At 54.9% G+C, this 20,617-nt stretch carries 19 protein-coding genes and 3 tRNA genes; 3 read left to right on the forward strand and 19 right to left on the reverse strand.

The window, feature by feature from the left end:
* Window positions 1–26: 26 nt before the first annotated feature.
* A complete protein-coding gene (locus tag PanJK_RS10435; RefSeq protein ID WP_265299985.1) occupies window positions 27–3,068 on the forward strand; it encodes an ATP-binding protein in 3,042 nt (1,013 codons plus the stop codon).
* Window positions 3,037–4,005, forward strand: coding sequence for a CDF family zinc transporter ZitB (gene zitB / locus PanJK_RS10440; protein WP_256695947.1), 969 nt, complete (start codon window positions 3,037–3,039; stop codon window positions 4,003–4,005). The genes PanJK_RS10435 and zitB overlap by 32 nt, the downstream gene beginning before the upstream one ends.
* Here the strand turns inward: zitB and pnuC are convergent.
* From pnuC to PanJK_RS10455, 3 genes are all read right to left on the reverse strand, one after another.
* Window positions 3,999–4,721: a nicotinamide riboside transporter PnuC gene (gene pnuC / locus PanJK_RS10445; protein ID WP_265299514.1), complete on the reverse strand. Its 723-nt coding sequence runs from the start codon at window positions 4,719–4,721 to the stop codon at window positions 3,999–4,001. The genes zitB and pnuC overlap by 7 nt on opposite strands.
* A 27-nt stretch (window positions 4,722–4,748) precedes the next feature.
* Window positions 4,749–5,810 (reverse strand): quinolinate synthase NadA, encoded by a 1,062-nt coding sequence (gene nadA, locus PanJK_RS10450; protein ID WP_265299516.1) that lies wholly within the window; start codon window positions 5,808–5,810, stop codon window positions 4,749–4,751.
* A gap of 135 nt (window positions 5,811–5,945) precedes the next feature.
* A complete protein-coding gene (locus PanJK_RS10455) occupies window positions 5,946–6,443 on the reverse strand; it encodes a methylated-DNA--[protein]-cysteine S-methyltransferase (RefSeq protein ID WP_265299518.1) in 498 nt (165 codons plus the stop codon).
* A gap of 158 nt (window positions 6,444–6,601) precedes the next feature.
* Between PanJK_RS10455 and PanJK_RS10460 the strand changes: the two genes are divergently transcribed.
* The gene (locus tag PanJK_RS10460) at window positions 6,602–8,068 is read left to right on the forward strand and encodes an AlkA N-terminal domain-containing protein (RefSeq protein WP_265299520.1); all 1,467 of its coding nucleotides are present in this window, start codon (window positions 6,602–6,604) and stop codon (window positions 8,066–8,068) included.
* 361 nt (window positions 8,069–8,429) lie between these two features.
* On the opposite strand, the gene PanJK_RS10465 is transcribed toward PanJK_RS10460, so the two are convergent.
* The 16 genes from PanJK_RS10465 to sucC form a co-directional block, all read right to left on the reverse strand.
* Window positions 8,430–8,505: transfer RNA gene (locus PanJK_RS10465), tRNA-Lys, on the reverse strand.
* Window positions 8,506–8,531: 26 nt separating this feature from the next.
* Window positions 8,532–8,607 (reverse strand) — tRNA-Lys (locus tag PanJK_RS10470).
* 53 nt (window positions 8,608–8,660) lie between these two features.
* A tRNA-Lys gene (locus tag PanJK_RS10475) sits at window positions 8,661–8,736 on the reverse strand.
* A 166-nt stretch (window positions 8,737–8,902) separates the two neighbouring features.
* Complete coding sequence (cpoB, locus tag PanJK_RS10480) at window positions 8,903–9,700, reverse strand: cell division protein CpoB (protein ID WP_256695942.1); 798 nt, start codon at window positions 9,698–9,700, stop codon at window positions 8,903–8,905.
* A 9-nt stretch (window positions 9,701–9,709) separates the two neighbouring features.
* On the reverse strand, window positions 9,710–10,225 hold the full coding sequence (pal, locus tag PanJK_RS10485; protein WP_008107396.1) for a peptidoglycan-associated lipoprotein Pal: 516 nt from the start codon (window positions 10,223–10,225) through the stop codon (window positions 9,710–9,712).
* A 64-nt stretch (window positions 10,226–10,289) separates the two neighbouring features.
* Window positions 10,290–11,585: a Tol-Pal system beta propeller repeat protein TolB gene (tolB, locus tag PanJK_RS10490; RefSeq protein ID WP_101763208.1), complete on the reverse strand. Its 1,296-nt coding sequence runs from the start codon at window positions 11,583–11,585 to the stop codon at window positions 10,290–10,292.
* Window positions 11,586–11,701: 116 nt separating this feature from the next.
* Window positions 11,702–12,979, reverse strand: coding sequence for a cell envelope integrity protein TolA (gene tolA / locus PanJK_RS10495; RefSeq protein ID WP_256695941.1), 1,278 nt, complete (start codon window positions 12,977–12,979; stop codon window positions 11,702–11,704).
* A gap of 25 nt (window positions 12,980–13,004) precedes the next feature.
* Complete coding sequence (gene tolR, locus PanJK_RS10500) at window positions 13,005–13,433, reverse strand: colicin uptake protein TolR (protein WP_008107389.1); 429 nt, start codon at window positions 13,431–13,433, stop codon at window positions 13,005–13,007.
* Window positions 13,434–13,446: 13 nt separating this feature from the next.
* Entirely contained in the window at window positions 13,447–14,133 is a 687-nt protein-coding gene (gene tolQ / locus PanJK_RS10505) for a Tol-Pal system protein TolQ (protein WP_256695940.1), read from the reverse strand.
* Window positions 14,130–14,534, reverse strand: a complete 405-nt coding sequence (ybgC, locus tag PanJK_RS10510; RefSeq protein WP_008107385.1) for a tol-pal system-associated acyl-CoA thioesterase — start codon at window positions 14,532–14,534, stop codon at window positions 14,130–14,132. Before ybgC ends, tolQ begins: the two co-directional genes overlap by 4 nt.
* A gap of 198 nt (window positions 14,535–14,732) precedes the next feature.
* A complete protein-coding gene (gene ybgE / locus PanJK_RS10515; protein ID WP_265299527.1) occupies window positions 14,733–15,026 on the reverse strand; it encodes a cyd operon protein YbgE in 294 nt (97 codons plus the stop codon).
* Window positions 15,026–15,139 (reverse strand): cytochrome bd-I oxidase subunit CydX, encoded by a 114-nt coding sequence (gene cydX / locus PanJK_RS10520; protein ID WP_007890642.1) that lies wholly within the window; start codon window positions 15,137–15,139, stop codon window positions 15,026–15,028. The genes ybgE and cydX overlap by 1 nt, the downstream gene beginning before the upstream one ends.
* Window positions 15,140–15,154: 15 nt before the next feature.
* A complete protein-coding gene (gene cydB, locus PanJK_RS10525; RefSeq protein WP_008107378.1) occupies window positions 15,155–16,294 on the reverse strand; it encodes a cytochrome d ubiquinol oxidase subunit II in 1,140 nt (379 codons plus the stop codon).
* Window positions 16,295–16,305: 11 nt separating this feature from the next.
* Window positions 16,306–17,877: a cytochrome ubiquinol oxidase subunit I gene (gene cydA, locus PanJK_RS10530; protein ID WP_154153344.1), complete on the reverse strand. Its 1,572-nt coding sequence runs from the start codon at window positions 17,875–17,877 to the stop codon at window positions 16,306–16,308.
* A 662-nt stretch (window positions 17,878–18,539) separates the two neighbouring features.
* On the reverse strand, window positions 18,540–19,415 hold the full coding sequence (gene sucD, locus PanJK_RS10535; protein ID WP_101763214.1) for a succinate--CoA ligase subunit alpha: 876 nt from the start codon (window positions 19,413–19,415) through the stop codon (window positions 18,540–18,542).
* Entirely contained in the window at window positions 19,415–20,581 is a 1,167-nt protein-coding gene (gene sucC, locus PanJK_RS10540; protein ID WP_007890646.1) for an ADP-forming succinate--CoA ligase subunit beta, read from the reverse strand. The genes sucD and sucC overlap by 1 nt, the downstream gene beginning before the upstream one ends.
* Window positions 20,582–20,617 lie beyond the last annotated feature (36 nt).

The following is a 20,617-nucleotide window of genomic DNA, read 5'->3' on the forward strand; positions in this document are numbered from 1 at the left end:
GGATTTGGCTACTGCTCAGCCTGCTGATGCTGAGTGTGCTGGCGAAAGCCGATCTGCAACCCGCCAGCAGCGTGATGTTACCCGCGATGATGCCAGCGCCGCACGCCGAGCCGTGGCCGGGGGCAACTTTGCGCGTCGCGGTGCCGGCACAAAACAGCGCGCCCTGGGCGATGCGCATTGGCGATCACATTTGGGGCATCGACGCCGATTATCTCAGCGCGCTTAGCCAGCTGACCGGCACCCGTTTCACGCTGCAAAGCTATGCCGATCGCGCGCAGCAACTGAAAGCCTTGCAGCGCGGCGAGGTGGATTTGGTGTTAAGTAATCAACACGCCGAGCTACCGCCCGATGTTTTGCTCAGCGACAGCTGGTACAGCAGCCCAATTCGTATCTATCGCAACCGGGATAATCAGCGCGCGGTGATGTTCAACAGCGATACCGCGCAGCTAACCATTGCCGAGGCGACGTTAGCGCAATTGCCCGCCGAATTTGTCCAGCAGCATCGCTGGCATACTTTGCCGGGCGATCTGCAGGCGCTGTACGCGCTGCTCAATCAGCAGAGCGATTACCTGGTCGCCGATGAAGCCAGCGCCGGTTTCCTGCTGGGCCAGCTGCAGCAAGGACAAATCTACCAAATCACCGCCGATCCCGGCGCGGGTGAACTGACGCTACGTGCGCTGGCGCGCGATGCCGCCTTGATCCACTGGCTTAACAGTCAGCTGCGCCTGCTTCCCGCCGAGTTCAGCAGTCGCGTCCAGCAGCGCTGGAGCCCGCCGCTGCTGCGCTATCAGGACACGCAAACATTGATGCTGTCGGCCGGCGAAAAGCAGTGGCTGGCACAGCACAACGAAATTCCCTATGCGGTTGAGGCAGATAACGCGCCATGGAGTTATCGCGACAGCAGCGGCAATGCGCGCGGCTTCGGCATCGACCTGCTCAACGCCTTGAGCCAAAGTACCGGCCTGCGTTTTACTCCGCGCTGGGTCAACAATCCGCAGCAGGCCGCCACGCTTTTGCAGCAACAGCAGGTGATGCTGAATCTGTTACAGCCGCTGTACGGCGACGATCCCGGCAGCAACACCTTGCCGGTATGGCGCGCCATTTGGGGGATTTACACGCTCGCCACCCATCAACCGATGAACTGGCAATCGTTACAAGGCCAGCGCGTGGGTGTGTTGCGTGACGACTTAGCCTCGCGTTTACTGCCATCGGGCTTTACGCCACAACCGTTCGACGACCGGGCGCAGCTGTGGCAAGCGCTGAATAGCGGCCAGATTGATGCGCTGGTGGATAACGTGCTGTCCGCACGCTGGCGCATGGCGAGTCACGAAGATAATCGTGTGCATCTGGCGTTTGCCGCCAGCGATATCGCCTGGCCGCTGGCGCCGCAGGTCAGTGCACAACAACCCGAGCTGCGCGCCCTGCTCGACCATGCATTACAGCAGATCCCGCCCGATACGCTTAATCAGATGCGCGTCAGTTGGTCACAGCCGCCGCAGCCCGGTACGACGATGGCGATGCGCAATATCCCGCTGATGATTTTGATCGCGGCAGGCGTAATTATTCTGTTGCTGCTGGGTTTGCTGGCGCGTCGTTACTGGCAACAGCGTCGTGACCGATTGCAGCGTGAACAGGCCGAACGCGCCAATGCCGCCAAGAGCCAGTTTCTCGCCACCGCCAGCCACGAACTGCGCACGCCGATGCAGGCGATTCTCGGTTTGCTGGAGCTGGAACAGCAGCAGCACCCGAGCGAACGGCTGGCGCTGATGCACAGCAGCGCGCGCTCGCTGATGGCGCTGCTAAACGACTTGCAGGATCACGCTCGCATTGAGAGCCAGAGCTTCCGCCTGGCGCCGCGCCCGCTCAATCTGACGCTCTGGCTGCAGCAACAGCAGCAGTTCTATCATCCCTTGATGCGCGATGCCGGGCCAAACCTGATTGCCGAAGCGCTGACGCCGCTGCCTGCCAGCGTGCTGCTGGATGGCGATCGCCTGCAGCAGGTGGTGAATAATCTGGTGGCCAACGCCCTGAAGTTTACCCGCGAAGGCGAAGTGCGCCTGTCGCTGGCGGTTGATGCGCATATTCAACTTACGGTGGCCGACACCGGCAGCGGTATTCCGCTTAACGAGCAGGCAGAGCTGTTTGAACCCTGGTATCAGGCGCCATCCGGCAAAAGCCATGCGGTACAAGGTAGCGGGTTGGGTTTGTTTATCTGTCGCGAGATTGTGCAGCGAATGGGCGGTACGCTAACACTCACTTCACAACCTGGCAGCGGCACCACGGTCAGCGTGCAGTTGCCGTTAGTACTGAGCGAAGAGCCGTTAACCGAGCGCACAGCCAGCTGGCCACGTTACCCGCAGCTGCGCGTCGCGATCGTGGACGATCACCCGACCAATCTTTTGGTGATGCAGCAGCAGCTGGCGAACTTTGGTGTGCAGTCGCAGGTGTTTGAAGAGGGCCGCGCGCTGCTGCGCGCCGATGCCCAGCGCGCCTTCGATATTCTGTTTATCGATCAAATGATGCCGCGCCCGGACGGTTTAACGCTGCTGCGTATTCTGCGCCGCCGTCAGCGCCAGCGCGGCAGCAACACGCTGCGCGTGCTGTGCTCTGCGGATGTTCAGTTGCTGAAAATCGCCCTGCAGGATGACGAAGCCTTGCTGCTTAAACCCATCGAGCTCGATCATCTGGCACCGTTGCTGGCGCGCGCGATAAAAGATCCACTGGATGCGTTGCCAAACAGCCTGCTGATTCTGGCGCACAATAATCAGGCGTTTATTCCGCGCATCTGCCAGACCTTGCAGCGCACGCTGCAACAGGATCGGGATTCGCTGCTCAGCGCGCGCGATGCGCAAAACTGGTCAGCGCTGGAACAGGCGGCGCACCGCATGAAAGGCAGCTGGTTGATGCTCGGTATGGATGAGGTTGCCGAGCGCTGTCAGCAGTTGATTGTGCAGACCCAACGGCAGCAGTTGCCGCTTGAGGATCTCAATTTACTGATATCATTAACAAACACGTTACTTAAACAACTGGAAAATTATGGCACACACTCATTCCCACGGCGCAGCTAACAGTAACCGCACGCGGCTGGCCGCGGCGTTTGGCGTAACGGCAGTGTTTATGGTGGCAGAAGTGATTGGCGGGCTGGTTTCTGGCTCGCTGGCGCTGCTGGCTGATGCCGGGCATATGTTGACCGATGCCGCCGCGCTACTGATGGCGTTGCTTGCGGTGCAATTTGCCCAGCGTAAACCCAACGCACGTCATACCTTCGGCTTGCTGCGTCTTACCACCTTAGCGGCGTTCGTCAACGCCATTGCGCTTTTAGTGATAACGGTGCTGATTGTCTGGGAAGCGCTGCGTCGCTTCTACGAGCCACAGCCAATTGCCGGCGGATTGATGCTCGGCATCGCCATTGCCGGATTGCTGGCGAATCTGCTGTCATTCTGGCTGCTGCATCGCGGCAGCGAAGAGAAAAACCTCAACGTGCGTGCGGCGGCGTTGCATGTGCTGGGCGATTTACTGGGTTCGGTCGGTGCGATTGTCGCGGCGGTGATCATCATGCTGACCGGCTGGACGCCAATCGACCCGATTCTGTCGCTGCTGGTGTCATTGCTGGTGGTGCGCAGTGCCTGGTCGCTGCTGCGCGAGAGTCTGCATGAGCTGCTGGAAGGTGCGCCGGGTCATATCAACGCGGATAAATTGTCGCGCGAGCTGACGCGCAATATCGATGAAGTGCGTAACGTGCATCACGTTCATCTGTGGCAAGTGGGTGAGAAGCCGGTGCTGACGCTGCATGTACAGGTGATTCCGCCTTACGATCATGACGGCCTGCTTAAGCGCATCCACAAATATCTACATGAGCACTATCAGATTGCCCACGCCACGGTGCAGATGGAGTATCAACCGTGCAGCGGACCGGACTGCGAGTTGTGTTTAAATAATAGCGCTGCGCAGCACGATCACCACGATCATGCTGCGCTGGAAGGTCATGCTCATCATCATCACTGATGTGACAGCGCGCGCGAGCCATGTTCGCGTGCGCTTTGCATCCACAGACGCGAACCGTTGAGCGCAATCAGCGTCAGAATGACGTACTCCAGTGACATGGCATAAACGCCCTGACGCGCAAAGATCATCACGCTAATCACGTTGATCACCACCCACAGCAGCCAGTTCTCAACGTATTTCCGCGTCATCAGAATCATCGCCACAATCGACAGCACCATCATGCACGAATCCCAGAACGGGAAAGCGTCCGGCTGCAGCTGCGGCATCGCCACGTTGAGGCCAAGACTCTGCATGATGCCGACTGCGGTTTTGGTCAGGAAGGCAAACACCGGATCGATATACACCGTCATCAGCGCAATCGCCACCACGCACGCCGCGCCCCAACCCAAGGCTTTTGAGCGCGACAGCCAGCGAATTCTCAGCTCAGTTTCGTTATTGGCGGTTTGCCGACTCCACGCGTACCAGCCGTAAACGTTGGCGACGAAGAAGAACAGCTGCAGCAATAAGCTGGCGTAGAGCTGAATCTGGAAGAAGATCACCGCAAACAGCGTGACGTTAATCAGCCCGAAAAAGTAGTTGATGATTTTTTCGAGGCTGGCGAGCCAGATACACAGCAAGCCCGCAATCGTGCCAACGGCTTCGATCCATGACAGATCGTAGCCGCCAACGCCAAGCGGAATGTGAACCAGAATATTTTGCGTGCTAAAGAAGTCCATATAAGGTGCCTGTGTAACGGGAGCCCGTCATGCATTCCCTTTGATTTTAAGTTTGAGATCTGCAGCAAAGGATAGCATGCGATTAAGCGGGATCAACGCGGCCTCGCGCAGCGCAGCATCGACATGGATTTCATGCTCGCTGCCGCCACGTTCCAGTCCTTCGGCAATCGCTTTCAGGCCGTTCATCGCCATCCACGGACAGTGCGCACAGCTGCGGCAGGTTGCGCCCTCGCCTGCAGTTGGCGCTTCCAGCAACTCTTTGTTCGGCACCGCCTGCTGCATTTTGTAGAAGATGCCGCGATCGGTGGCGACGATCATCTGTGGATGCGGCAAGCTTTGCGCCGCCTGAATCAGCTGGCTGGTCGATCCCACCGCATCGGCCAGATCGACAATCGCCTGCGGTGATTCAGGATGCACCAGCACCGCCGCATCCGGATAGAGCGCCTTCATACGTTGCAAAGCCTGCGTTTTGAACTCGTCATGCACGATACAAGCGCCCTGCCAGCACAGCACATCTGCGCCGGATTTTTGCGTGACGTAGCGGCCAAGATGGCGATCCGGTGCCCAGATAATTTTCTCGCCAAGGCTGTCGAGATGTTCAATCAGCTCAACCGCGATGCTTGAGGTGACGACCCAATCCGCGCGCGCCTTCACCGCCGCCGAGGTGTTGGCATACACCACCACGGTGCGATCGGGATGCTGATCGCAGAAGCGGTTAAATTCCTCAATCGGACAACCGAGATCGAGCGAGCATTCCGCCTGCAAGGTGGGCATTAGCACGGTTTTTTCCGGGCTAAGAATTTTTGCGGTTTCGCCCATAAAACGCACGCCCGCCACCAGCAAGGTTTTGGCGGGATGGGTGCTGCCGAAACGCGCCATTTCCAGTGAGTCCGATACGCAGCCGCCGGTCTCTTCCGCCAGCGCCTGAATTTCGGGATCGGTGTAGTAATGCGCCACCATCACCGCATCACGTTCTTTCAGCAAGCGTTTGATTTTGTTTTTGTAGTGGGATTTCTCATCGTCACTGAGACATGCCGGTTTCGGCGGGAAAGGATAGATCGCGCTTTCGGGATCAAACATCAGACTCATGACACGGCTCTCGTTTTCTCAATTTAACAAAATTGCCTTTTACGGCAATGATGCGGCATCAAAACCGCCATCGTGTTTTATATGCTAAACACGATAACGGAATTGCGCGAGAGTGTCGTCTCTTTTTTGCACGCTCTACAGCAACAATGTGCTCTTCTGTGGGCTTTCCAGCTCCAGCAGGAAGGCTTTGACGCTGAGTCCGCCTGCAAAACCGGTGAGTTTGCCGTTGCTGCCAATTACGCGATGGCATGGCGCCATAATCGATAGCGGATTTTTACCGTTGGCTGCGCCCACGGCGCGCACCGCTTTGGGATTGCCGATCTGCTCGGCGATTTGCAGGTAGCTGCGCGTTTCACCAAACGGAATAGTCAGTAACGCTTGCCACACTTTTTTCTGAAACTCGGTGCCGACAGTGTCGTACGGCATATCAAACTGCTGACGTTCACCGGCGAAATATTCGCGCAGCTGGCGTTCAGCCTCACACAGAATCGGATGCTGATCGTTAAGGCTAATCGGCTTCAACGGCACGCGCTGCGCGCCTTCGTTTTCCCACAGAATCGCTGACAATCCCTTATCGGTGGCAACAAGCGTGAGCTCGCCAACAGGCGTTGCGATGATTTTGGCATGATACATGGTGCACCTCCGGCTTAATCTCTGCTGGCGATTATCGCATTTCCGCCGCAGGAAACTGGCTGTTTTCGGTCATCAGCATAAACTGGTTAGCTGTCCGAAAGCAGCGAGTTTTCCTGTTCAGCTTGCGCGACTATGCCGTTTATTTGCCGGAGACAATGATGTTTGATGCTGAAATTGCTTACCAGGCCCTGACGTCGCGCGATAGCCGCTTCGACGGGCTGTTTTTTGTTGGCGTGACATCCACCGGCATTTATTGCCGCCCCATTTGTCCGGTGAAAGCGCCGATGCAGAAGAACTGCCTGTTTTTTAGCAGTGCAGAGGCCGCCGAGAAAGCGCACTTCCGTCCGTGTTTACGCTGCCGCCCGGAACTGGCACCCGGATCTGCGCCGGTGGATAGCCATCACCGCATTGCTGACCGTTTAATTCGCCGCATCGAAGAAGGCATGCTGGAAGAACAGGAAACGCTGGCAGACATCGCTAGCGAGTTTGACCTGAGTGAACGTCAATTACGTCGCGTGGTGCAGCAGGAGCTCGGCGTATCGCCTTTAGAGCTGCGTCAGACACGTCGTATGCTGCTCGCTAAGCAACTTCTGACGGAAACCTCTCTGCCGGTTACGGAAATTGCTTACGCCAGCGGCTTTCGCAGTCTGAGGCGTTTCAACGATGTGTTCCAGGCGCGCTATCGCATGACGCCTTCCCGCCTGCGCAAACAGAATCAACCTGACGCCGTGAAGACCGCGCAGGAGAGCGCCGAACTGCGCCTGAGTTATCGACCGCCTTACGATTGGGATGCGATGCTCGATTTTCTGCAACAGCGCGTGATTAAGGAAGTGGAATGGGTGAACGAGGGCATTTATCACCGCACCGTAACGCTGGGCAACTGTCGCGGCTGGGTGCGCGTGAGCCATCTTGCGGAGAAACAGTCGCTGAAGGTGCAATTCACGACGTCATTGACGCCGGTGCTGCCCGCTTTACTACGTCGTCTGCGCGATCTGTTTGACCTGGATGCTCAGCCACAGCGCATAGCAGAGCATCTAAGCCACGATCCGCTTTTAGCCGAGAGCTTGTCGCGCTTCCCCGGTTTACGCGTTCCTGGTGCGTTTGACGGCTTTGAGTTGGGTGTGCGCGCGATACTCGGACAGCAGGTTACGGTTAAAGCGGCAACCACGTTAAGTAGCCGAATGGCACAGCGCTTTGGTGAGCCGCTGGTAACGCCGTGGCCAGAACTTTCGCGTTTGCCGCCGAATGCGGAGTCGCTTGCGGCGGCGAGCATCGATGATATCGCCAGCCTGGGGATTGTCAATGCGCGTTCACATGCCATTCAGGCACTGGCTCAGGCCTGTGCTTCTGGCGCATTGCGCTTCAACGGTGCGGTGAATCCTGATGTGGTTCAGCAGCAGTTACTGGCACTGAAAGGGATTGGGCCGTGGACGGCAAGTTATATCGCGATGCGCGCACTGCGTTGGCCTGATGCGTTCCCCAAAGAGGATATTGCGATTCGTAATAACCTCGGCGGCGTGAGTGCCAAAGTGGCGGAGCAGTTATCGCAGGTTTGGCGACCGTGGCGCAGCTATGCGGTGCTGCATATCTGGAAAAGTCTGACACCGGTTAAGAAATCTAAATAGTGCGTTTCAGGCGGAAATAAGGGGCGGTTGCGTAAAGTCGCCGTGGATACATCCCTGTAGGCTCTGCCGGCGCATCCATGCGCCGGAAGCTTTACTCCACCGCCCCTTATCCCCGCCTTTATGCAAAAATGTGCACTAATTTTAGAAGCGACTTTTGAGCCTGAAAGCTCTGAAAGGCGGGAGCGGAAGGAGCGAAGCGTCCGAGCCATGGATGGCGAGGCCGATCCACAGGGATGTGTTGTGTCTTCGCGATCCGTCCCGCCTTTTAGAGCCCGGCACCGATCCCAAAGCAACATCGCTAGAATTTTTTCTAAAATGTAGAAAAGCAAAAAGGCGCCTTTAGGGCGCCTTTCTACATAACTGGTGGGTCGTGCAGGATTCGAACCTGCGACCAATTGATTAAAAGTCAACTGCTCTACCAACTGAGCTAACGACCCGCTCTGGGCTTACAACCTTTATTTGATGGTGGGTCGTGCAGGATTCGAACCTGCGACCAATTGATTAAAAGTCAACTGCTCTACCAACTGAGCTAACGACCCATCAAGGTTGTGAAGCTTACTGAAGAAATCATCTCACTTACAACGGGTTGAGATGGTGGGTCGTGCAGGATTCGAACCTGCGACCAATTGATTAAAAGTCAACTGCTCTACCAACTGAGCTAACGACCCATCTTCAGTGCTGCCGATACTTGTTAAGATATGTCCCGGCAACGGCGGCATATATTACTGATTTAGCGGGAGGGCGCAACCCTTATTTTCCACTAAATGTCTCAATTGCTTACCTTTCATGCTGTAAGACCAGAAATCACACGAAATCCGGTCTTTTAAGCACAAATTACAACCCGGCAAGACGTTTTTGCGCCTGCTTAGCAGAATCACTATTTGGGAATTGTTTGATCACTTGCTGGAAGACAGCCTTGGCTTTCGCCGTGTCGTTCTTCTCTTGCATGATCACGCCAACCTTAAACAGCGCTTCCGGGGCTTTTGGCGATTTCGCGTAATTTTTTACCACAGTGGCAAAATAATAGGCCGAATCGTCTTTTTTGCCCTTGTTGTAATACAGCTGACCCAGCCAGTAATTGGCATTAGGCTGATAGGTAGAATCAGGATATTTCTTCACCCAAGCCTGCAGGGCAGTAATCGCCTGATCGTACTGCTTCTTCTCCAGAATCAGCGCAACTGCAGCATTGTAATCCGTGTTGGCATCGCCGGTTTGTGCTGGCGCGGCCGCACTGGCGCTATCGCTGCTACCGCTATCAGCCGCTGTAGCACCCGCAGCAGCGGCATCAGTACTACCGCCGGCCTGCGCACCGTTACTGCCGGAGCTGAGGCTGTCGATTTGCTGATAAAGCTGTTTCTGGCGCTCAATCACCTGATTAAGCTGATAGCTGTTTTGCTGGATTTGCCCGCGCAGCGAATCGATATCGCTTTGGTTATCGCTCATTTGCTGCTGCAATTGCTGCAGAAGCTGAGCCTGGGCATTAGAGATACGTTCAAGAGTGGTGACGCGGTCTTCGACCGAGCCTGAGCCAACGCTACTGATTGACGCCTGGGCATTAGCAGCCCCCAAAGGGGCCGCTAAACCAACCAGTAACGACAGACTCAACAGATGAAGTCTGAAGTTACTCATCATGATATTTTCTTAGTAAACCAGTACGGCACGACGGTTTTTAGCGTAAGCCGCTTCGTCATGACCCAGTACAGCTGGTTTTTCTTTACCGTAAGATACGATAGACATCTGGTCAGCAGAAACGCCTTTGCCTTGCAGATACATCTTAACGGCGCTTGCACGACGTTCGCCCAGGGCGATGTTGTATTCTGGAGTACCGCGCTCATCCGCATGACCTTCGATGGTCACTTTGTAAGACGGGTTGCCACGCAGGAATGCCGCGTGCTGATCCAGCATCTGAGCGTAGTCAGAAGCCACGTCATACTTGTCCAGACCGAAGTAAACGATGTTGTTCTGCTGCAGCTGCTGCATCTGCAGGCGCGCTTGCTCGTCAGAAGACATGTTACCGTTCTGACCAGCACCGTAAGCACCGTCGTTAGCGCCCATACCAGTCTGATCGTTGTTGTTGTTTTTGTGTGAGCTACATGCAGCTACTGCGATAACCGGCAGAGCCAGCATCAAACCCTTCAGCACTTTGTTCAGTTGCATTTCTTTATCCTATTATTTTGTTTGCCATACATTTTAATCCCCCGCCGTGCAGGGGATCTATGCATCACAGATACGGCGACCAGGCAGGGAATTTGACCTGTCCATCAGTTGCCGGAAGACGCGCTTTGAAACGCCCGTCGGTTGAAACCAACTGCAACACGGAACCCATCCCCTGAGTAGAGCTATAGATTACCATTGTGCCGTTTGGCGCCAGACTCGGCGTTTCATCCAGGAACGTGTCCGTTATTGTTTGAACGGCTCCCGTTACCAGATCCTGTTTGGCGACGTGCTGAGCGCCACCGGCGCTGCTGATCATCACCATAGTTTTGCCGTCGGTTGACACATCCGCATCCTGGTTTTGCGCACCTTCCCAGGTAATACGTTGTGGCGCACCGCCGTTGATACCAACTTTATAAATTTGTGGCGCACCGGCCTGGTCCGAGGTGTAAGCCAGCGTCTGGCTATCCGGGAACCATGTCGGTTCAGTGCTGTTGTAACGACCATCCGTCACCTGACGCGTCTGCCCAGAAGCCAGATCCATCACGTACAGGTTCAGGCTACCGGTTTTCGACAGCGCGAAGGCCAGTTTAGAACCGTCTGGTGAGAAGGCTGGCGCACCGTTGTGACGCGGATACGAAGCCACCTGACGGATTGCACCGTTGGACAGCGTCTGCACGACCAGCGCAGATTTGCCGCTTTCGAAGGTCACGTAAGCCACTTTACTGCCATCTGGCGACCAGGCCGGAGACATCAATGGCTGCGGTGAACGGTGAACCACAAACTGGTTGTAGCCATCGTAATCCGACACGCGCAACTCATACGGGAACTGACCGCCATTGGTCTGCACCACATAGGCAATACGGGTGCGGAATGCGCCTTTGATGCCGGTCAGCTTCTCGAACACTTCGTCACTGGCAGTGTGCGCCGCATAACGCAGCCACTGTTTAGTCACTTTGTAAGAGTTCTGTGCCAGCACGGTGCCTGGCGCGCCGCCGGTATCCACCAGCTGATAGGCAACTTGATAGCTGCCGTCAGCGTTTGGCGTTACCTGGCCGACCACGACCGCATCAATACCCAATGCGCTCCATGCGGCAGGTTGAACTTCCTGCGCGCTGGCTGGCTGTTGTGGCAGACGTGAACGGTCCAGCGGATTGAATTTACCGCTGTTGCGTAAGTCAGCAGAAACGATCCCGCCGATGTCTTCTGGTGCCGCGCCTGGGCCAGCCCATTGGAACGGAACCACACCAATAGGGCGTGCGGTGTTAACGCCCTGCGTAATTTCAATACGGACTTCTGCATGAAGCATTGCTGCCCACAGCAGTACAAAAAAACCTAAGGTTACACGAAGTGCCTGCTTCATTTTTTCTCCCTTACCTGAACCAGAGGTTCATGATAATTCGCACAGTTCCTGAAAAACACGAGTACTTATAGAGTACGGCGAGCTAACCATAGTTCAACCTGCCGTACGTTACTGCATTATTCTGGTTTGAAACGCATAGGTGCGTTTTTAAACACTTCATACACCGCCTGCGAAGGCGGCTTTGGAATACGCGCCTGCTTTGCGGCAGCGATAGCGGCCTGACACAAGGCTGGGTCGCCGCCTTCCGATTTAACATCAATCAGTAAACCATCCGGTGCCAGCTTGATGCGCAGGTTGCACTCTTTACCTTTATACAAATCCGCATCGTAGAAACGGCTTTGAATTGCGCCAACCACCTGGCCCAGGTAATTGTTGATGTCCGCGCCGGATGCACCCGCTTTCTTCTGATTGCCCTGCCCTGCAGCGCCACCCGACGCAGTACCACTTTTCGGTGCATTCTTACCAGAAGACAAACCACCTAACAGATCGTCAACGGCGTTTGCGTTCTTCGCAGCTTCCGCGGCGGCTTTTTTGGCATCAGCAGCGGCTTTCGCTTTTGCATCCGCTTTGGCCTTCGCAGCTGCATCGGCCTTGGCTTTCGCCTCGGCAGCAGCCTTTTCTTTCGCTTCTGCAGCGGCTTTTTCTTTCGCCTCAGCAGCCGCTTGCTCTTTAGCTTCTTTCGCTTCCTGAGCCGCTTTCGCCTTTGCATCGGCAGCAGCCTGAGCTTTGGCTTCAGCATCCGCTTTGGCTTTCGATTCTGCGGCCGCTTTTGCCTGCTGCGCCGCTTTCTCTTTGGCCGCTTCAGCAGCGGCAGCTTTGGCTTCCGCGTCCGCTTTCTTCTTCGCGTCAGCTGCGGCTTGCTTAGCTTCTTCTGCCGCTTTGGCTTTGGCGTCGGCGGCCGCTTTTGCTTGCGCATCGGCTTCCGCTTTAGCATCGGCCTTGGCTTTCGCTGCGGCAGCTTCGGCAGTTTTCTGCTGTTCCTGCGCCTGCTTAGCGGCGGCTTCAGCGGCTTTCTGCTGCTCGGCCTGCTGCTTCGCCTGCTCTTTGGCTTCCTGCTGGGCCTGTAAGCGCTCTTTTTCCATCTCTTTCAGGCGCTGCTGCTCAGCAGCTTGTTTCTGCTGTAACTCTTCGGCCTGCTGCTGCGACTGTTTCTGACGCTGCTGCTCGGCGCGTTGGCTGTCTCGTTGCTGATTCTGCTGGCGGTTATACTGCTCAACCACGGCGCCTGAATCGACCATCACTGCGTCAATATCACTGCCACCGCCACCGCCGCTGGATTCGATTTTTTCGTTAAACGAGCTCCAAATCAGTAAGGCGATCAGCACGATGTGCAGAATCACCGAAACGATTATTGCGCGTTTTAACTTGTCGTTCTGCTCGGTTGCCTTCGACACACTCGGTTCCCAAAAACGGTTCGCTTTAAATCGGCTGCGTCATCAAACCGACAGATTTCACGCCTGCCTGATGTAACAGGTTCAGCGCCTTGATGATTTCGTCGTAAGGGACGTCTTTCGCACCGCCGATCAGGAAGACCGTTTTCGGATTGGCTTCAATCCGGCGCTGCGCTTCGCTCACCACCTGCTCCGGCGGCAACTGCGTCATACGATCGTGATCCACCACCAGGCTGTACTGGCCAACACCAGACACTTCAACAATCACCGGTGGATTATCATCAGTTGAGACGGTTTTGGAATCTGTCGCATCCGGCAGATCCACTTCCACGCTCTGGGTAATAATCGGCGCGGTTGCCATAAAGATGAGCAGCAACACCAACAGCACGTCCAGCAGTGGAACAATGTTGATTTCCGACTTAAGGTCGCGTTTACCGCGACCACGGGTTCTGGCCATCGTAAACCTCGACTTACTTCGTGTTTTCGGTGGAGAAAGCCTGACGATGCAGGATAGCCGTGAACTCTTCCATGAAGTTGTCGTAGCCCTGTTCCAGCTTGTTAACGCGCTGGTTCAGACGGTTGTACGCCATAACGGCAGGAATGGCCGCAAACAGACCGATTGCGGTCGCGATCAACGCTTCGGCAATACCCGGAGCAACCATCTGCAGCGTGGCCTGTTTTACCGCACCGAGGGCGATAAAGGCGTGCATGATCCCCCACACCGTACCAAACAGACCGATATACGGGCTGATGGAGCCAACGGTGCCAAGGAAAGGAATGTGAGTTTCCAGCGTTTCCAGTTCGCGATTGAAGGAGATACGCATCGCACGGCTCGCGCCCTCTACAACCGCTTCCGGCGCATGGTTGTTAGCACGGTGCAAGCGCGCAAACTCTTTGAAACCCGAATAGAAAATTTGCTCAGATCCGCTCAATTCGTCGCGGCGTCCCTGGCTTTCCTGATACAGGCGTGACAGCTCGATACCCGACCAGAACTTATCTTCAAAGGCTTCGGCTTCGCGCCCCGCCGCATTCAAAATGCGCGTACGCTGAATAATGATCGCCCATGAGGCAATAGAAAAGCCGATCAAAATCAACATGATAAGTTTGACCAGAAGGCTCGCCTTCAGGAACAAATCAAGAACATTCATGTCAGTCACTGCTTAAACTCCGCGACAATAGACTTGGGAAGCGCAATTGGCTTCATTAGATGTGGGTTGATGCAGGCAATCAGGACTTCTGCTTCATTTAGCACTTTGCCTTCTGCATTCACGATACGCTGCGAGAACGTCATCGTAGCACGCGTCATTGAGGTCACTTCAGTTTGAATTTCCAAAAGATCGTCCAGACGTGCAGCCGCAACAAAATCGATCGTCATGCGTCGTACCACAAAAGCCACCTGCTCTTCCAACAGGACCTGCTGATTGAAATGGTGCTGGCGCAACATTTCGGTACGTGCTCGTTCATAGAAAGCAAGATAACTGGCGTGGTAAACCACACCACCGGCATCGGTGTCTTCGTAATAGACACGAACCGGCCAGCGAAACAGCGTAGTACTCACTCTACATCCCGGTCTCATTTTAAACGTTGCTACTATACGCAAGTGAGATCGGCTTGGGAATGGTCCGCCAGAGCCAGGCGAAAATAATTATCACAGGTTAACAACTGGAAGGATTTATAGGATGTTTCTTGACCGGACGCTGACAAAACCTCACGTCAGCGCCTGAAAATGCAGCGTTTTTAAGTCCTGAGCCTGGACTTAATGGTAGAACCAGAAAATTCCCACGATTAACACCAACATTGCCGGCAGCGGAGAAAACAGCGCTTGCCAGCGCAGGCGCTGCGGGCGAAATCCGGTGCCGTGTATCACGCCGGTACAAACGGCCCATATCAGCAGCATTCCGTGCCATATCGCTAAATCACTGGTGCGCGCGGCAAAGCGCGAAGGCTGCCAAATGACACAGCCCGCCAGCCACAACGCGAGGATTAGCGAAAGGGCCCGAAGCGGGCCCTTGTCCATCAGACGATAAAGCGTCTGAATCAGTGTGCGCATCAGACTTGCTCGTCCTTCGCGCTGCTCTCTTCAACGTGCTCCAGCGCCAGCGCCGTAATCACACCGAACGCACAGGCCAGCAAGGTGCCAAGAATCCAGGCAAAATACCACATGCTCAATCTCCTTAATCAGTACAGGGAGTGCGTATTGCTCTCAATGTGTTCTTTGGTGATACGGCCAAACATCTTGTAATAACACCAGGCGGTGTACGCCAGGATAATCGGTACAAAGATGATGGCGGCAATGGTCATCACTTTCAGCGTCAGCAGGCTAGACGTGGCATCCCACATCGTCAGGCTGATGCCTGGCACAGTGCTGGATGGCATGATGAACGGGAACATCGCAATCCCGGCCGTCATGATCACGCACGCTAACGTCAGTGAAGAAGAGATAAACGCCAGAGCGCCCTTCTCGATACGCGAAAAGAGAATGGTCAGCAGCGGTAACACAACGCCCAACAGCGGGAACAGCCACAACACTGGCATCTGCTCGAAGTTCACCATCCATGCGCCAGCCTCACGCACCACATCTTTACCCAACGGGTTGGATGCGGCGTGATGATCGATAACGCTCTTCAGCACATAACCGTCAATGCCGTATTTCACCCACACACCGGCAAGGATGAAGCACACCATCATCACCAGCGCCGAGATTTGCGCGGTGCTGCGGCTGCGGACGTGCAACTCACCAGCGGTACGCATCTGCAGATAAGTTGCGCCCTGCGTCAGAATCATCGCCACACTCACCACGCCGGCCAGCAAGCCAAACGGATTCAGCAGCTGGAAGAAGTTGCCGGTATAGAAGAGGCGCAGATATTCGTCAGCATGGAACGGCACGCCTTGCAGCAGGTTGCCGAATGCCACACCAATTACCAGCGGCGGGACAAAGCTGCCGATGAAAATGCCCCAATCCCACATGCCACGCCAGCGCATATCTTCAATCTTCGAACGGTAATCAAAACCCACCGGACGGAAGAACAGTGAAGCCAGCACCAGAATCATTGCCACATAGAAGCCGGAGAACGCAGCCGCATACACCATTGGCCAGGCGGCGAACAGCGCGCCACCGGCGGTGATCAGCCAAACCTGGTTGCCGTCCCAGTGCGGCGCAATGCTGTTAATCATGATGCGACGTTCGGTATCGGTGCGTCCGAGAATGCGGGTCAGCATACCGACGCCCATATCAAAGCCATCGGTGACCGCAAAACCAATTAGCAACACGCCAATCAGCAGCCACCAGACAAAGCGCAATACTTCGTAATCAAACATGGTCGCTCTCCTTATCCACGCGCCGGCTGAGATGATGTCTTCAGCGTTTCATGATGATAGCGGCCGGTTTTCAGGCTGCTTGGACCGAGGCGCGCGAACTTGAACATCAGGTACATTTCCGCCACGAGGAACAAAGTGTAGAGACCGCAAATCAGCGTCATTGAGAACAGCAGATCGCCGACGGTCAATGAGGAGTTAGCGACTGCGGTTGGCAGCACTTCACCAATTGCCCACGGCTGACGACCATACTCGGCAACGAACCAACCCGCTTCAATCGCAATCCATGGCAATGGAATGCCATACAACGCGGCTTTCAGTAACCAGCGCGACTTACCGATGCGGTTACGAATCACGCTCCAGAAGGAGAGTGCAATGATGCCCAGCATCAGCACGCCGCCCAGCACCATGATGCGGAAGGCGAAGTACAGCGGTGCTACGCGTGGGATTGAGTCTTTCGTGGCTTTCTGAATCTGTTCTTCGCTGGCGTTAGCCACATCCGGTGTATAGCGCTTCAGCAGCAGGCCATAACCCAGATCCTTTTTGCTGGCTTCAAACTGGCTGCGCACAGCAGGATCTTTACTGCCACCACGCAGTTCGTTCAGCAGCGCGTAGGCTTTCATGCCGTTACGAATACGCACTTCATGTTGCGCCAGCAGATCTTTCAAACCGGTCACGGGCGTATCAACAGAACGCGTGGCGATCAAACCGAGCAGATACGGAATCTGAATCGCATATTTGTTTTCCTGCGTTTCCTGGTCCGGAATACCAAACAGCGTAAACGCAGCTGGAGCCGGTTGGGTTTCCCATTCTGCTTCAATCGCCGCCAGTTTGGTTTTCTGCACGTCGCCGATTTCATAACCAGATTCGTCACCCAGCACGATCACTGACAAAATCGCCGCCATACCGAAGCTGGCTGCGATTGCAAAGGAGCGTTTAGCGAAAGCAATATCGCGCCCTTTCAGCAGATACCATGCGCTGATACCCAGGATGAACATCGCACCTGTGGTGTAGCCAGCGGCCACGGTATGCACAAACTTCACCTGCGCAACCGGGTTTAGCACCAGCTCGGAGAAGCTCAGCATCTCCATACGCATGGTTTCAAAATTGAACTCGGAAGCAATCGGGTTTTGCATCCAGCCGTTCGCCACCAGAATCCACAGCGCGGACATATTGGAACCGAGCGCCACCAGCCAGGTCACCGCAAGGTGTTGCACCTTGCCCAGACGATCCCAGCCGAAGAAGAACAGGCCAACAAAGGTGGATTCGAGGAAGAACGCCATTAATCCTTCAATGGCGAGCGGCGCACCGAAGATATCGCCGACGTAATGTGAGTAATATGACCAGTTGGTACCGAACTGGAATTCCATGGTCAGGCCGGTAGCCACGCCAAGCGCAAAGTTGATACCAAACAACTTGCCCCAGAACTTAGTCATATCTTTATAAATTTGTTTCCCCGTCAGGACATATACGGTTTCCATGATCGCCAATAAAAACGCCATACCCAGCGTTAATGGCACGAACAGGAAATGGTACATCGCCGTCAGGGCAAACTGTAAACGCGACAGCTCGACAATATCTAACATGATGACTCCTTGCTCCTCGCATGAACTTCCCCTGCGGATGACAACGGCAAACAACAGACATTGACGCGCAGAATAAGATTCAGGAACGACTGATTATTGATTCCAGTTTTGTTACTGATAGAACAGAGAAAACTGTTGCCCGAAGAAGGCGAGTAACAGTGATAAAATTCCCTTAAAAACCGATCCTTTCAGTCAATTTTAAGCAGGAGTGAAATGAGGAGGCGGCAGAATTGATATAACAACGCCTGGCACAAACTCCCGAAAAATTATGACGAAGACTGAATTGATGCAGCGCAATTTATACCGGTTAGTCGCTGTTTTGCTAGCGGTAAAGTTTCCTATAACACGCTATTTATTGATCTGGATTAAGACAATAAATTTCCAGATATGTAGTGTTAGTGTGGTTGTTAATTAGATGTCAAAACATCGTCTTATAATTAAGAATATAATTACCTTTTCCGCAATTATTTAACCTCGTTCTGGAAAGTCGTGCGCCAATTGTTTGAAGAAGATCCAGTGACTTTTCCCTTCTTTACCCTGATGGCAGAGTAAGCATAGCCGCTGTTCTTGAAACCGTTGCGCTTTTTGCCCCTGTTTTCGGCGGGTCATTACCCAAAAAAAAGCCACCCGAAGGTGGCTTTTCAATATCCGTCAATACTGGCTTATTTGATTGGCAGAACCGCTTTAACCGCGTCACCAATGTCTGCCAGGCTGCGTACGGTTTTCACACCGGCCGCTTCCAGCGCAGCAAATTTCTCATCAGCAGTACCTTTACCACCGGCAATGATGGCGCCTGCGTGGCCCATACGTTTGCCTTTCGGTGCAGTCACACCCGCGATGTAGCCGACAACCGGCTTGGTCACGTGCGCTTTGATGTAGGCTGCTGCTTCTTCTTCCGCACTACCACCGATCTCACCGATCATCACGATCGCTTCGGTCTGTGGATCTTCCTGGAACAGTTTCAGGATGTCGATGAAGTTAGATCCTGGGATCGGGTCGCCACCGATACCTACGCAGGTAGACTGGCCGTAGCCGATGTCCGTGGTCTGCTTAACGGCTTCATAAGTCAGCGTACCTGAACGCGATACGATACCGACGCGGCCTGGCTGGTGAATGTGGCCCGGCATGATACCGATCTTACATTCGCCTGGGGTGATCACGCCTGGGCAGTTCGGGCCGATCATGCGTACGCCAGCTTCATCCAGCTTCACTTTCACGGTCAGCATATCCAGCGTTGGGATACCTTCGGTGATGGTGATGATCAGTTTGATACCCGCATCGATCGCTTCCAGAATACCGTCTTTGCAGAACGGCGCTGGAACGTAGATAACCGTGGCGGTTGCGCCAGTCGCTTCTACTGCTTCACGCACGGTGTTGAACACCGGCAGGCCGAGATGCGTGGTGCCGCCTTTGCCTGGCGTGACACCGCCAACCAGCTGCGTACCATAGGCCAGCGCCTGCTCAGAGTGGAACGTCCCTTGACCACCGGTGAAACCCTGGCAAATGACTTTGGTGTTTTTGTCGATCAAAATGGACATTATTTACCCTCCGCTGCAGCTACAACACGCTGTGCAGCGTCTGTCAGGCTGGTTGCTGCAATGATGTTCAGACCGCTGTCCGCCAGTTTCTTAGCGCCCAGCTCGGCGTTGTTACCTTCCAGACGTACCACAACTGGCACGTTTACACCCACTTCTGCCACTGCACCGATGATGCCGTCTGCGATCAGGTCGCAACGCACGATGCCGCCGAAGATGTTAACGAACACGGCTTTTACCGCATCGTCAGACAGGATGATTTTGAAGGCTTCGGTTACGCGCTCTTTGGTTGCGCCGCCGCCAACGTCCAGGAAGTTTGCTGGCTCACCACCGTGGTGTTTCACGATGTCCATGGTGCCCATTGCCAGACCGGCGCCGTTCACCATACAGCCGATGTTGCCATCCAGCGCAACGTAGTTCAGTTCCCACTGCGTAGCGTGTGCTTCACGTGGATCTTCCTGGCTCGGATCGCGCATTTCACGCAGTTCCGGCTGACGGAACAGTGCGTTGCCGTCTGCACCCAGTTTGCCGTCGAGGCAGATCAGGTCGCCCTGCTTGGTGATCACCAGCGGGTTGATCTCAACCATCGCCAGATCGCGCTCAAGGAACATGGTCGCCAGACCCATAAAGATTTTGGTGAACTGGCTAACTTGCTTACCGGTCAGGCCGAGTTTAAACGCCAACTCGCGGCCCTGATACGGCTGTGGACCCGCTAATGGATCCAGTGCCATCTTGTGGATCAAGTGTGGCGTTTCTTCTGCCACTTTCTCAATCTCAACACCGCCTTCCGTCGAGGCCATAAAGATCACGCGACGAGTCGCACGGTCAACCACCGCACCCAGATACAGCTCCTGATCGATATCAGTCGCGGCTTCAACCAGAATCTGGTTTACCGGCTGACCGTGCGCATCCGTTTGATAGGTCACCAGACGCTTGCCCAGCCAATGCTCAGCAAAAGCACGAATGTCTTCTTTGCTGTTAACCACTTTCACGCCACCCGCTTTACCGCGGCCACCGGCATGAACCTGACATTTCACTACCCACGGACCAGCGCCGATTTTAGACGCGGCTTCTTCGGCTTCACGTGGCGTGGTGCAGGCGTAGCCTGTCGGTGCTGGCATGCCATAGCGTGCAAACAGCTGCTTCGCCTGGTATTCATGTAAATTCATGATGTTCTATCCATTCAGGTATGAGTTTGGGCGCGC

The sequence above is a fragment of the Pantoea sp. JK genome, from assembly GCF_026130245.1.
Classification (GTDB): Bacteria; Pseudomonadota; Gammaproteobacteria; order Enterobacterales; family Enterobacteriaceae; genus Pantoea; species Pantoea trifolii.